General features: G+C 41.0%; 11 protein-coding genes and 1 tRNA gene. 4 read left to right on the top strand and 8 right to left on the bottom strand.

Going from position 1 to position 14079, the window contains the following annotated elements:
- The first annotated feature begins 69 nt into the window (after positions 1 to 69).
- From fabD to ANSO36C_RS14295, 3 genes are all read left to right on the top strand, one after another.
- A complete protein-coding gene (gene fabD, locus ANSO36C_RS14305; RefSeq protein ID WP_251960063.1) occupies positions 70 to 1035 on the top strand; it encodes an ACP S-malonyltransferase in 966 nt (321 codons plus the stop codon).
- A 79-nt stretch (positions 1036 to 1114) separates the two neighbouring features.
- Positions 1115 to 1405 (top strand): DUF1330 domain-containing protein, encoded by a 291-nt coding sequence (locus ANSO36C_RS14300; protein ID WP_251960062.1) that lies wholly within the window; start codon positions 1115 to 1117, stop codon positions 1403 to 1405.
- A gap of 160 nt (positions 1406 to 1565) precedes the next feature.
- The gene (locus ANSO36C_RS14295; RefSeq protein WP_251960061.1) at positions 1566 to 2909 is read left to right on the top strand and encodes a protoporphyrinogen/coproporphyrinogen oxidase; all 1344 of its coding nucleotides are present in this window, start codon (positions 1566 to 1568) and stop codon (positions 2907 to 2909) included.
- 414 nt (positions 2910 to 3323) lie between these two features.
- Here the strand turns inward: ANSO36C_RS14295 and ANSO36C_RS14290 are convergent.
- From ANSO36C_RS14290 to ANSO36C_RS14265, 6 genes are all read right to left on the bottom strand, one after another.
- Positions 3324 to 3395: transfer RNA gene (locus ANSO36C_RS14290), tRNA-Lys, on the bottom strand.
- A gap of 62 nt (positions 3396 to 3457) precedes the next feature.
- On the bottom strand, positions 3458 to 5707 hold the full coding sequence (locus ANSO36C_RS14285) for a GAF domain-containing protein (RefSeq protein WP_251960060.1): 2250 nt from the start codon (positions 5705 to 5707) through the stop codon (positions 3458 to 3460).
- Between the two features lie 341 nt (positions 5708 to 6048).
- Entirely contained in the window at positions 6049 to 6606 is a 558-nt protein-coding gene (locus ANSO36C_RS14280) for a hypothetical protein (RefSeq protein WP_251960059.1), read from the bottom strand.
- Entirely contained in the window at positions 6606 to 7844 is a 1239-nt protein-coding gene (locus ANSO36C_RS14275; protein WP_251960058.1) for a glycoside hydrolase family 10 protein, read from the bottom strand. The genes ANSO36C_RS14280 and ANSO36C_RS14275 overlap by 1 nt, the downstream gene beginning before the upstream one ends.
- Before the next feature lie 441 nt (positions 7845 to 8285).
- Complete coding sequence (locus tag ANSO36C_RS14270) at positions 8286 to 9308, bottom strand: zinc-dependent alcohol dehydrogenase (RefSeq protein WP_251960334.1); 1023 nt, start codon at positions 9306 to 9308, stop codon at positions 8286 to 8288.
- Positions 9309 to 9705: 397 nt separating this feature from the next.
- Positions 9706 to 9891 (bottom strand): hypothetical protein, encoded by a 186-nt coding sequence (locus ANSO36C_RS14265; RefSeq protein WP_251960057.1) that lies wholly within the window; start codon positions 9889 to 9891, stop codon positions 9706 to 9708.
- Positions 9892 to 10590: 699 nt separating this feature from the next.
- Between ANSO36C_RS14265 and xth the strand changes: the two genes are divergently transcribed.
- Positions 10591 to 11373: an exodeoxyribonuclease III gene (gene xth / locus ANSO36C_RS14260; RefSeq protein WP_251960056.1), complete on the top strand. Its 783-nt coding sequence runs from the start codon at positions 10591 to 10593 to the stop codon at positions 11371 to 11373.
- Positions 11374 to 11501: 128 nt separating this feature from the next.
- On the opposite strand, the gene ANSO36C_RS14255 is transcribed toward xth, so the two are convergent.
- Together ANSO36C_RS14255 and ANSO36C_RS14250 are read right to left on the bottom strand one after the other, a co-directional pair.
- Positions 11502 to 12590 carry a T3SS effector HopA1 family protein gene (locus ANSO36C_RS14255; RefSeq protein WP_251960055.1) on the bottom strand — a complete coding sequence of 363 codons (1089 nt, stop codon included), beginning with the start codon at positions 12588 to 12590 and terminating at the stop codon, positions 11502 to 11504.
- A 122-nt stretch (positions 12591 to 12712) separates the two neighbouring features.
- On the bottom strand, positions 12713 to 13954 hold the full coding sequence (locus ANSO36C_RS14250) for an aminoglycoside phosphotransferase family protein (RefSeq protein ID WP_251960054.1): 1242 nt from the start codon (positions 13952 to 13954) through the stop codon (positions 12713 to 12715).
- Positions 13955 to 14079: the final 125 nt, after the last annotated feature.

Below are 14079 nucleotides of genomic sequence, written 5' to 3'. Positions count from 1 at the left end.
TATCTTTAAAAGTTACGTCAAACCCTTTAGGTTCAAATATCTTGATATCAATGGAGGTTTCTTTAAGCTATGGAACGATTAACTTCAAATAATTACGCGTTAGTTTTTCCCGGACAAGGTTCTCAATATGTAGGAATGGGATTAGAAATTTCTAAAAAGTTTATCTCAGCAGACAAAGTTTTTGAGACTGCCGAACAAATTACAAATTTAAATATTCGGAATCTCTCATTTTTCGGCTTGGAAGAAAATTTAATGGAAACTTCCATTGCACAACCTTGTTTATTAACAACAAACATAGCTCTGTACAGTGTTTTTCAAGAACATTTTCCTATAAAACCAAAATTTATCTGTGGACATAGTGCTGGAGAATATGCTGCATTGGTTGCTGCTGGCGTACTCTCTTTTGCAGATGCTATACGCTTGATTGAAGTTAGAGGAGCCTTAATGTCAAAAACGCAGGAGGGTGGTATGTTGGCTCTAAAAGGAGTTACATTAAAACAAGCAGAAGAACTATGTAGAGAAAATGTACAACCAAATGGTGTGTTAGTTCCTGCTAACTTGAACTCACCAGAACAAATTGTTATATCCGGTGATAATGCTTCTATAGAAGAAGCTCTTTTTTATGCCTTTGAAAATAATCTAAAAGCTATTCCTTTAGCTGTCTCAGGGGCTTTTCATTCTCCTTTAATGCAAGAAGCTGCACAACAGTTGGCTCATATAGTTCGTAAGTTTCAATTCAATAATGCAACTATACCTGTAATCTCAAATGTTACAGCAGAACCAGTAGTCAAGGGTTATGAATGGAGGCAGTTATCAGAGCAACAAATAACTTCTGCTGTTCATTGGGAGGCTTCGATACGTTATATCCAACAACAAGGAATTGAAATTTTTGTTGAGGTCGGCCCAGGGCAAATTTTGTCTAAGTTAATTAAAAAGATTGTTCCGTCTGCTCTAGTTTTTAGTGTTGAAGACGTTAAATCTTTGCAGAAGACATCGATTGAGTTACAAGAAGTTTTAGAATCGCAACTAGTCTAATTAATCCATTGTAGATATGAGCGATATTTAAGACATTTCTAGCTAAAAATAATCAATAGCTAATCAAGGTAAAAGATTAATGGTTCATGTGCTGGTAACATTAACACCTAATCCTCATGCATCAGAAGCTGCTGAGAATTACAAAAAACGGGCTGTAGCAATTCGTGATGAATATGGAGCAGAAGTAGTTTTACGTATGCACACTAAGGAGCGATTGCTCGGTTCTTTTGAGGAAGAATCTATCCGAATATTAAAGTTCCCCTCAGTTGAGCATATACGAGGATGGTTAACAGATCCACGTTACTTGGAAGTTTTACCATTTCGAGATCAAGCTTATCGCAAAGTAACCATTACTGTCTTAGAAGATTAATATTCTTCAAATATGGCGTTTAGACTTTGTAGCATACTTGATAATCTCGTGATTTTTTAATTGGAAGTTGTCAAGATTATCAAGTTAAAGTTGCAAATCGCCGCAAGATGGCTTAGAGAACTGAATGACACTATCTCATAAACATAATTAGAGGTGAATGATGAATTTAAACACATACGCAGTTATTGGTAGTGGTGCTAGTGGTATTGCTACGGCTTACTATCTACGGCAACGTGGCTTCAATGTTGAATTAATTGAGCAAGATGATGCCATTGGTGGACGCATTCGCCCATTTTTATTAGGAGACAGACCAGTACAGTTAGGAGGAAAAAATATTGGTAGAACATACAATCTTTTTCGAGAGTTTACAACTGCAATGGGGAACAATCCCTATGAGTTTTTTGGGCTTAACTCTTCTCAAGTTCGTAACAATAAATTACTAACTTTAGATAACAGTCGCCGTGTGAAAGCAACCCTAGAATTTTTGAGCCAAGGGACTCCTAAAGATATCTGGCGGTTCTGGAATGTTTGTGGAGCCGTCATGCGAAACCTTCAAAATGGTCTTTTGGGTGGCCCTTACTTCACTGACTTTTGTCAACGTCTAGGAGATAAACCTCTGAGTGAATATTTCAGCCCCAATTTCTGTCAGGTTGTTATCCGACCTATGACCGTTCGGATGAATGGAGCAGAACCAGAAGAAGCTTATGTTGGAAATCTGGGGAGTAATCTCCGCATGGTTCTTGATACTTACGATCAGTTGACTCAAGGAATGCAACCTGTATTGGAACAGTTTGCTAAAACTGGGCCTGTACGATTGAATAGTCGCGTAGAGTCGTTGATGGTTCGCAATGGACGTGTTGTCGGTCTACGATTACGGGATTTATCTGGTGTGCAAGAATTAGAATATGCGGGTGTTATATTGGCAACTCCTGCATCGATATCTTCTAAAATAGTTGCACCTCAAAGCTCTGAGCTAGCTGAAACTTTAGACTCGGTTAACTACTATCCTGTAACTGTAGTTGTAGCAGAGTATGCCCGCGACATTTTTTCAAAGAAAGTAAGAGCTTTAGTATTTAATGACACATATCCTATTAGCAATGCCGGAGCTTACGGTATTAATGAGCGCAACGTTATTCGCTACACCTTTAGTGGTCGTACAGGTCGCCGCTATATGAAGGATGGGGCTACTTCTGAAGAACTGATTCGTTTAGCAGAAGAAGCTCTAAATAAATACATTCCCATTAGCGGATCTGATCGTATCCGATATGTTGCTAAATATCATCCAGTTGGGTTATGTGCATATACTAGCAATTACCCGCAATTTACCACCAATCTAAAAACTCAGCTTTCCCAACTCCCAGGGCTTTATCTAACAGGTGATTACATCAAAGGGGCATCTCTTGAAGCCTGTTTTGAAGCTGGTAAAGCCTGTGCTGATCAAGTAGTTCAATTTGAGGAATTGCAGGTTTCACAAAAATCTGAATTAGCTGCGATTAGCCCTTAGAACACCAATTCACTAATCCTGGAAGTCGATCTTGGGGTCAGCTTGTTGTTATGGACTAACAAAAAATAAATGATTCCAAATGATTTGTAGGAGCGCAAGGTCTTGCGCCCCTACGTACCCTGCGGAACGCTTACGCGATCGCGGAGCCTCCCGCAGGGATGGGATCTTTTTTTAACGAACTTTGGGGGTTTAAGTCCCCTGCCTCTATAGGCAGCGCGTTTTGTGTCGGGGTCTAAATCCCCGTCACAAAACGTAATTGCGAATTGCGAATTGCGAATTGCGAATTGCGAATTGGTTTAACTGTAAGTCCCTTGGCGATCGCATAACGCACAGAAATTAATTATAAAGGTGCATTATGTTACTAATGCACCTTTATAATTACTTATTAATCAACAAATGAAAATACTTAAAAAGTGGGTGACGAGGGAATCGAACCCGCAACCAATAGATTAAGAGTCTACTGCTCTACCGTTGAGCTAGTCACCCACACGAATCACAATCATAGCACAACTTTTGAGAATTTAGCTAGTGCTGCACCCAAAAACGAATTAAAAGGAGAATTTGACGGTGAAGGTGGTTTGACCTGCTGCACTCTGTACATAGATTGAGCCGCCTAAATGTCTGACCATTTTCTGCACTAATGCTAATTCCAGTCCAGTGCCACTATGTTTCCAAGGATCATGCTTGGAAAGATGATAGAAAGGCTCAAAAATCCGTGACAGTTCATCGCGGGTAAGCTCTATTCCAGAATTGGTAATATTAAGCTCTACTGCATCCCCTGTCAGGTGAGCAGAGACTGTGATAGATTCGCCTGCTGGGGTGTACTTGCAGGCATGGTTAAGCAGTTCGGTGACAATCCGCTCTAAATCAGTAATATCTGTTTCCAAAGGCGGCAGCCCATGATCAACTGTTAGATTTAACTGCTGTCGTTGGCAGTTGGTGAGGTCTCGAAAAGACTCGATAATGGGATGAAGCCAGCTTTGAAGGTCAATGGCAATCAATGTTGGGGCAGCGGGTTCGGCTTCAAGATATGTGAGTGTGAGGAGGTCGTTAATTAACTTACTTTCTCGCCCACACTCGTTATGGAGAATCTGCAAGAGTTGCGGAACTATTTCTATCTCTGATGTTTCTGCTGGCGTAAGGACACTTTCGAGTGTTTGCACTGCAAGGCTGATACTTGTTATTGGTGTCCGCAGTTCTTGGGACAGGTTTCTGAGAAATTGGTTTTTGAGCCGATCGCATTTTTCTAATTCTTTTACCTGTGCCTGGTTTTGTTTGTAAAGCTGGGCTTGACGAATGGCGATCGCACATTCATTTGCTACCTGCTGCACTAACTCGATTTCAAACTCATCAAAGCCTTCTTGTGATGGTCTTGTCAACCAAATATTTCCCAAAATCCCTTGAGTATCGAAAATTGGACAAGCCATCTGGGACATAACTAGCAACTTTGGCTGCCATCCCGGCACAATTTCCAAAAATTGCAATGGTTGTTTTTGTAATAACGGCTGATAAATTTCGGGACGGTTGGCAATCTGTCTAGTTAAACCTTGACATTGAGGTAGGTTAATGCTGCACTCGTAGGTAATAGTAACCAGAGTTTGGCAATTGCTGTAGAGTTCGATTTGGCAACGGTCAAGCTTTAGCAACTGTGCTAATTCTTGGGTAACAGTCTGCAAAACCTGAGTTTCATCCAGGCTGTCGCGGATTTGTTCTGTCATGCGTCGCACCAAGGCTTCAAAGTTTCGCACCTGCTGCAACTGATTAATATGCTTCTGTTTCTGTAACTCCATCTTGGCTTTGAGATCCTCAAGCTGCTGATGAAGTTCTGCGTGTTGGATAGCAATGCCGATTTGAGTTGCCAACTGTTTAAGCAAGTCCGTTTCCGTTTGCTGCCATTGACGCCCTTGGTGGTAATGCTGGGCAATTAATAGCCCCCACATATCTTGCTCTTTGAAAATCGGCACGACTAGATTGGCTCTTGTCTGCAAAGATGCCAGAAAATTTATATGGCAAGGATGTAAGTCGAGAGCATCAATATCTTCAATAACTTGAATACAACTTTGTCCGTAGTGTTCTGGATGTTTGCCACTCAAGCCGGGATCGGTGATGTTTTTTCCCAAAACGGGATCGCTTGCAGGTATATTTGATTCGGCAATGATTACTCCATTGCCATCAGCCTCAAAGCGATAAATGAAGACGCGATCGCAATTCAAAAACTGCCGCAGTTCAATTGCTGTCTGATGTACAATTGTCTCTAATTCTACAGATTGGTGAATTCGTCCAGCGATCGCTTCTAGCAGTTGCTCGCGTTCAGCCTGGAATTTGCTCTGTTGTTCTGCTTGCTTAACAGCAGTGATATTACTACTAGTACCAATCAATCGATAAATCTTGGAGTTAGCATCCTTTAGTGGCGTGAGAGTCGTACTCCACCAAGTGGGAATTCCCTGGAATTGCAAACATTGTTCATAAGAGATAGTTGTGCCAAAGCTTACACAGTCAGCATAGTGTTGACGCACCTTAGCAGCGTCGATGGCGGAGAGAATATCTTCTGGTTTTTTGCCCCGAAGATCATCTGAGCGAATGCCTATCCACCGTTCATGAGTGGGATTAAGTGCCACATATCGGAAATCTCCTTCTTTTAGAACATCAACTACAAATATTGATGCCTGCACAGAATCGTACATACTTAGTAGAAACTGTTCGCTACTACTTTTTTCATCTACTTCTGTGCCAAAGAGAATTTGCGGTGGTGATAATTTTGTCAACTCCATAGTTGATTCCACTGGATTTTTATTCATGCGAGAGTCCCACTCTTGTATTACTAACTCTTCTAGGCGCTCTCTTGTAGTTACGCTTGTAGTAGATGTTTAGCGCCTATGGCAAAGTATTGTCAGCTGTTGCTCATCAAAATTTGGATCTTTCTCTACTTCTTGTCAGAAATCTAGGAAAGCTAATAGGAGTCAGCTTAACAAATCCTGCTTTTTGAAGGCGAAAATACATTTGCAGGTGAAGGCAAATTTTCTGAAACTTTTTTTTAATAGTTTTTCAGCATTTTTGCATATATCTAAGTATAAACATCAGTATACATCAATTAAATTTATAATTCTTAATATGGAGAGTAGAAACTTGCGTAGGCGCATCACAATTTGTCAGCATTGATTCCTGTGAGGATGCCAACCAGTAGCCAAGTGACGGCTAATCCCATGACTTCGCCTAAAAATAGCTGCGTTATGCTGTGTAAAATCATCCCCACAGCAGAACCTACGGGGACAGCAATAGCCCAACTTACCGCAGAGACAAATATCCATCGCCACGCTACAGGCTGGGGAATTGCTAACCATTGTGCTAATCCAATCCCCAAGCCGCCAAGACCACCATAAACCGCCCCTGACAAGATTCTCAGGGGAAGAATCTGAGTGCTAGGTACAATCCAACCCACGGCACCAATACCGATCGCAGTGATTATACTCCAACCCAAAAGACTTGACCAAATCCACCTGATACAAAATATAGGTTGTTTGAGAAGGCAACCTTGAGGAAGTGCGATCGCAAATGCGCCAATAGCCGCCTCTACCACTCCAATATCTGGCTTTTCGCCGACTTCAATTAAGAGTAAACTTAATAAAAATCCGCCAAAAGTCGCTAAAGTCCACAGCAATGTAAAGCCAAATCTAAGGTTTTCAGGCGCGAATGACATCAAAGTTTCTTTGGTTGTAATATTCTGACAGTTTTAGCATTAAACATTTCAAAAAAACCTTTGCGTCGCTGTTGCGGTGATTCTGGTACGATGTAACCCCATAGACTCTCCCAATAGAAAAAAGAGATGCCATCAAAATTGCGATCGCGCACTGCTTTAACCTGTTCTCTAACTTGGGCGATTTTCACCGGATTACCTACCGTTCCCGTAGATATACCAATACCCACAGGGATAAGACTTTGAGCCAATTTTACAGGTGGTTGTTCGAGTTGAGCGATAAAAGAGTTTTGATCATTTCGATATACTTGCAAAATCAACTCACTAACTAAACCTTTTTTTACCCAATCTTCCCAATCTTGCAAATAGTATTTGTAGGCAAAAGCTTGATAGTTAGGAGACAAAGATATTTTAACTTTAGGTTTAACTGCCTTGACAGCTTGATAGATTTCTGCCATGAAATCAGTAATTTTGTCTGCCCGCCAACGCATCCATTCTGGGTTAAAAGGGTCGGTAGGGGGGCTTTTGCCTTGATGTTCTTGCTGGTAGAGTTCTATAGTGAAGCGATCGTAGCCGAACTGTACAGGCATCCCAAAATGGTCGTCAAGCTGAATACCATCCACATCGTAATCTCTGACTACTTCTAAAATTAGCCCTTGCATGAACTCTTGCACTTGTGGATGTAAGGGATTCAACCAAGCTTGTTTATTCACCAAAACATTGTCGATTTCTTCCGGTGGAGCGTCTTGAATAGAGTTTATACCTTCTTGTCCAATTGTCAACCAATCAGGATAACGCCTTGCTAATTGTGAATAATGCGGTGTCATGAACCCATATTCAAACCAGGGAATGACTCGCAAATCTTTATTTTTGGCAAGTGTAACTATCTTTGCTAAAACATCCTGTCCACCGTGCATGAAGTTGAGCAAAGGTTGAGTATCCGAACCTGTAGTCATTTTAGCTATAGTACTTTTATAAAAAGTATGCCCTCGGTTCCAGACTACAGGATAAATTGTATTAAAGTTGAGAGCGGATAATTGATTTATAGCACGGTTAATTCCCCAAGGAACAAATAGTACACCACTAGCAACATTAGTGATCCAAACGCCGCGAATTTCTGTAGTTAAAGGTCTTATTTTTTGAGAATAGACTGGCAATGAAGAGGGTGAAAAAACTGTGAAAGCAATTACTAATCCCAAACACAGTAAGTAAAAAATATAACGGCGAACAACCCGATTCATTTGTAATTGTGACCTAGTGCGATCAGAATATATAAGTAAGAATTTAGCACCTAGAAGTCAAAATTTAGAATTTATAAGTAATTGAGAATGATTGGTATATTCATTCATCAAACATTATCCTAATTCTTGAATTATTTTGACTCTTGAATTCTTACATGAATGATAATTTTATGCCAATATATAAATTAATAAATGTACCTTAGCGGACAATTCTCGCTATTTTCAATTAACTTAAACAGTTATACTACTTTAGCCTAAGCCTGTGGTGCTAAGTAGGTAGGCATAATTAAATATAAGATGTCATTGCGAGTGAAACGAAGCAATCCCAGAGACTTTGCGATTGCTTCGTTTTACTCGCAATGACAGAACATATTATATTTATTTACGCCCATTTACTTATATAGTCATTGTAGTGTGTGCTGTGAATTAATTGCCAAAATACTAAGGAATCATCGCCACCTTGATTACCTGTCGCGCCTTCATCTGAGAAAACACCTCTTCTAAATCCTTTAATGACCGCTGTTTACTAATAAGCAACTCAAAGGGATTTTTGCGACTTGCGATAAGTGCAAGTGCCGATCGCACATACTCTGGTGTATTATGAAACACGCCTTTTATAGTTAGTTCGCTATAGTGTAGCTGTTCTGTGTTGACGGTAATGCTGGTATCCCGTGGACATCCACCGAATAAGTTAACTGTTGCACCAGGACGGGCACAGGCGATCGCAGTTTCCCAAACGCTTGGTACACCAGTAGCTTCAATTACCACGTCTGCGCCCCATCCTTGGGTAAGTTCTTTCACCACACTAGGAATGTCTGAGATTTGATGATAATTAAAGGTCTGGGTTGCACCCAATTTTTGACCAATTTCTAGCCTGTGGTTATTACCTCCCCACAGCAAAACCTCAGCTTTCTCACTCAACGCCGCCACAAACATCAGCCCAATCGCCCCATCTCCTAAGACAACTACTTGATCTTTGGGCTTAATATTAGAACGCGCTACACCATGCAACACACAAGCTAGAGGTTCCGTCATGGCTGCCAATTCCCACGGCAACTCATCGGGAATCTGCAACAAATTATGCTGTACTATCGCTGCGGGAATTTTTAAGTATTCCGCAAAAGTCCCATTATTCCAGGTCAAATTTGGACATAAGGAATATTCTTGTCGTTGACAAAAAAAGCACTTCATACAGGGAGCAGAATTATTAGCGACAACGCGATCGCCCACTTGCCAATTTGTCACCCCTGCACCTAAAGCAACAATTCGTCCAGCAGCTTCGTGACCAAACAGCGTTGGCGGTATTAGCATCCTGGCATGACCACCACGCCGCCAGACTTTCAAATCTGTACCACAAGTTGTTGCTGCCCCCACCTGGATCACAACTTCACCAGCTGCCGGAGTGGGGTCAGGAACATCTTCTAGGCGTAAATCTTCTTGTCCATAAAGTAACGCTGCTAACAAAACTTTAAACCTATCAATTAGCTCCATCCGATTTTATCAGTTGGAGCTAATTGATAGGTCTAAATTAAATCAGTATTGATTTTTATCAAACAGAATTCAGGAGTCAGGAGTCAGAATTCAGCAATGTTTTCTGTGCGAGTGGCGGATAGCGTAGCGTTAGCGAGTATTCGAGCGTCGCGTCTGAATAACCGGGTTGAAGACCACCAAATCTACGATTTGGTGGTCTTCAATTCCTGCGCGGTCGGAATCCCCGACTGATAGCGTTCGCTTTTAGCGTCTCTAAGAGTTGCGTTAGCGAGTATTCGAGCGTCGCGTCTTGATTCTGACTCCTGTTAGCGGTAGCGGGGCGTTTAGCCCATTCTGACTTCTGAATTCTTCTTCAAATTATGTCGAAAAACTAGGTATTCACCGCAGCCTGGGGAAGCACTCCGGCGTTCCAGGTATCCACATTCGGCAGGCGAATAGCAGTTAATAGCGGTACTTCTAGTCGGCACGACAGGCAAAACCAATATAGTCCACCATGACGAGCATGACGCAGGAGGGAACCACCGCAGCATGGGCAAGTGTTGGCTCTCGTAGTCATACCAATGTCCTCCTTAAAAAAATTATTGTTTTAAGCTAAGTAAAAAAAACAGTTGATTAAAACTCGATATTAGCTGCATAAATGCGACCATTCGATTTTATGCGGTCTTTAATAATTTGTCTGTAAATAGCTTCATATCCGTTGACAATTTGGCGATCGCTAAACTTGTTCTCCAGATATTTTCAACAGATTTGACGATTGAGTTCCCAAGCTGGTGGAATCATTGCTGCCATTTCTGCACAACTTTTGTGAGAAAGTCTATGGAGTTGTCCTCAATATAATTGAGCTACATGATTATTTTATGAGTAAAGAGCATTTGTACTTACTGTTTTGACATTTAAATTAACCTAACAGGCTACTAAAAGCGCAATAAAGTTTAACAGTAAGGCAAATTTTCTCCCGACAAATCTAACAGACTATCGGCGAAAGCTAACTATCAGCTACACTTGTAAGCTATCGCTAATCTATTAATTCTTGCATCTGTCTTGGGGATCATAATGATGTAGAATATTTTGTAGCAGAACTTACAAAATTGAATATTTTGTAGCTGCAAATACTAAAATCATCAATAGGATCAAGTCATTTAAGCTTTGTTTAAACGTAATTGACAAATGGAACAGAAATTATAAATATTAAGTAATTGTATAATAATTACATAATTTGTAATTAGTAATTTATAGAAAATCTGATAATTAACTAATGAAAATCGCTACTTGGAACGTCAACTCAATTCGCACTCGCCTTGAACAGGTTATCGATTGGTTAAGCCTGAATCCTGTTGATGTTCTCTGCTTGCAAGAAACCAAAGTTGTGGATGCTGAATTTCCGCGATCGTCTTTTGAGCAGTTAGGCTATAACCTTTATATATCAGGACAAAAATCTTATAACGGCGTAGCCCTGATTAGCCGCCAGCCACTCGTAGATGTCAGTAGCGGGTTTAGGGCGATTTTACCAGATTTACACCACGAGTGGGACGAGCAAAAGCGTGTAATTACAGGTGTAATTGATGGTGTTCGGATTGTGAACTTATATGTTCCCAATGGTGCTGCGGTAGGAACTGAGAAATACGACTATAAATTACGCTGGTTGACAGCGCTACACGAGTATTTGCGATTGCTCGTGCTGTCACAACGGGCAATTTGTGTGTGCGGCGACTTCAACATCGCCTTAGAAGACAAAGATATTCACGAGCAAGTGAGTACAGAAAATCACATTATGGCAACAGAAGCAGAGCGCCAAGCTTTACGGGATATTCTGAAACTGGGATTTGCCGATGCTTTTCGCAAATTCACCACAGAAGGCGGAAATTATAGCTGGTGGGATTATCGCTCTGCTGCCTTCCGTCGCAACTTAGGTTGGCGAATTGACTATCACTATCTCACACCTATTTTGTATGAGCGTGCTAAAAGTTGCATTATCGATACCGCACCCAGAAAATTAACCCAACCCAGCGACCATGTACCGGTGATTGTGGAATTTTAAATTATAAATTTTAAATTGGGCATTGGGCATTGGGCATTGGGCATTGGGAAAAAACTTGCTGCAACTTCTTCTTTCTATACTCCCTTATCTCCCTGCCCCATGTCCCATGCCCCATGCCCCATGCCCAATCAATTTAAAGGCTTATATATATCCTCAGAACTGGGATTGAGATAAGGACGCTGCAAATCTATTAGATGTCGCGTAAAGTGTTGGTCAATAACTCCTATCCGTTCCTCCATCGCATTCTTACCTTTTTGCCAAGCTTCTAACAAAGCATTAGCAACGATTTGGCAACGGTTCATCCCAAAACTTTCTTGTGCCGCAAATTTTTGGGTTGGTTCTTCGGCTAAACCTAACCCTGGTGCTAAAAATTTGGTAAATAAGGGAATTTCGGGATGGAAATGGGATTGATTTTCTATATAAACAGCCTGAAGGATTGTGCGGATTGCTGGATAGTCGAGGAGTTCAAAGTACAGTAGCCCCGAATCATAGCGTCCGTATGCACAAGGGTTGTGGAGAACCTGGAAATTAAAGGGAATCGAGGCTGCGTTCAATTGCAGTGTCAAGCTTTCCATGAGAGCGATCGCACCAGATGGCGTAAAGTTAAAGTAGATTCGCCCTGCTCCTAAATCAGCATCTGGGTTACTCTGCTTTTCCTGTCCGACATTACTAACTGCTAAGTAACAGCCATTTTGCAGTCTATTTTTGGGCATCCAGATTGCTACCATATCACCGAGTTTGGTAGATTTTTTGCTGGATTTTAAATGGCACTCTGGCTCAACATAAAGTGTTAAACCGCCTTTAGTCACCGCCATAGTTCCATCAGGTTCTTTTCGCAAGACCTCCCATCGAGGGTCAAAGTAACCTATGCCGTGATTACTGGCGTGTAGCTGCTCGTAAAAGTCCCAATCAATCTCCGAAATGGAATTATCTGCTAAATTATGTTTTGGCGAGTGATTAGTACTATCAGTATTTACCGCTAAAGTACTTTGCAGAGAGCCATTATAATAGATTCCATAGAGAAAATTTCGTAGCAGTAAAGTGAGATACTTCTGTTGTAAATCTTGGGAATTGTGCTGAAATCTCTCGGCTATTTTAGTTGGTAGTGCAAAGGGCTGATAGTTGGGATGGTAAATACAAAAATTGGACTCAATCTGGATATTTTTAGCAATATCAAATAGAGGAGTTAGCGATTGATTGATAGAGTAATTTAGCATTAATCCATTCAGAACTCAAACTTTAACAAAATAGAATTCAGGAGTCAGGAGTCAGGAGTCAGGAGTCAGGAGTCAGGAGTTAGAATTCTCTGTTTTTGTTCCAATTGTTCTTCCCCCTACTACTAGCAACCACGAAGCTGAGTTTTTTCGTAATAAATGCGAAGTAACTGCTGCTCCCTTACAGGCTGAGTAAACTTGTGGATTTTGGCGACAGGATTCAGGATTTCTGACTCTGATATCCCGAAAATAGTCAGTACAGCTTGCTCCGGCATCATGAGTAAACTTTTAGCTACTTGGAGTATACAAATCTCAGTATTATGAAAGTATTTTCGGCAAGTAACCATATCCTGAATTTGATGAATTAGTGCCAGCCCAGCAAATTGCATAACGCGCAAAATAAAGTCACTGCGGTATTCTAAAATCATCGGGAAAGCATTCACATAAGCCCTAACTAGAGCAATAAGTGAAGGTTGTAAAATCTCTAAGGGTGTTAATGCCAAATGTAAAGATTCTTCTAACTCAATGGTGGGGTCTACGACGAGACTATTGAGCCAAATTCCTAAATAGCTTGCTAGCAAAGTTCCTAAATCAAAAGCTGGGTCTCCCCAAGAACAAGCTTCCCAGTCAGTTAGTCGTATTAGGCAATTGTCTAGTTGCTCCCACCTGGAATGAACCAAAATTTTGTTCAATTTCAAGTCGTTGTGAGTCAAGCAACAAGGATTCCAATCATAAGCCAAATCGGCGATCGCAGATTCTAAACTCTCCGATTGCTGGTATAGTAGATAAAATTTCAGTGCATCCGTGGGAACCGTCCCAAAAATCTCCGGCCCAATTGACCCTACCCCTTGCGCCGGATTGTAAAAGCCATAGCGAAACTCTCCTTGAGGAGCAGTTGCCATAAAATCCTTATATTCTCGGCGGTTGTACGTGGCGCGATGGAGTCCTGCCAAAGTACTGCCAATGGCAGTCGCAATTTCTTGTGGACAAATCTCATTGTTGTGATATAATGTCGCAAGTTCTACATATTCATTCAAGTAGTTGCAGACAAGAATGGAATTTTCTTCGTCAAAATGCACGACCAATGGTGCGATTGCTGAAGTATTACCTAGAACTGGAAACTGTTGGAGCAACTGATGAAACAGCCACTCCTGAAACAATTCATGAGGCGCTGCGTCATGATTGTTAACCTTACGTTCTTGTTTAATGAGCAGTTGGCGATTATCTGCTAAAGTCACTAGTAAATTGAAATTGTCCTTAGTATTTCCTGGCAACTCAGATTTGTCTGATGGGCCATCTTCTGAGCTACACAGACCCGCGTCTTGCAGATACTGGATAACGTTATGAGAAGACAGTGATAATACCATGTATTATTTCCTACTTCATTAAATTACTTAAACTTATCTGTGTCGAATTTGCTTGGTATTAACAGTTTTTAGTAGATAGGAACTAGTGCAAGAAGGCAAGAGGCAGAATAAATACAGCTTGTTTC

This window comes from Nostoc cf. commune SO-36, assembly GCF_023734775.1.
Classification (GTDB): domain Bacteria; phylum Cyanobacteriota; class Cyanobacteriia; order Cyanobacteriales; family Nostocaceae; genus Nostoc; species Nostoc commune_A.
This window is presented reverse-complemented; position numbering and strand designations above follow the sequence as displayed.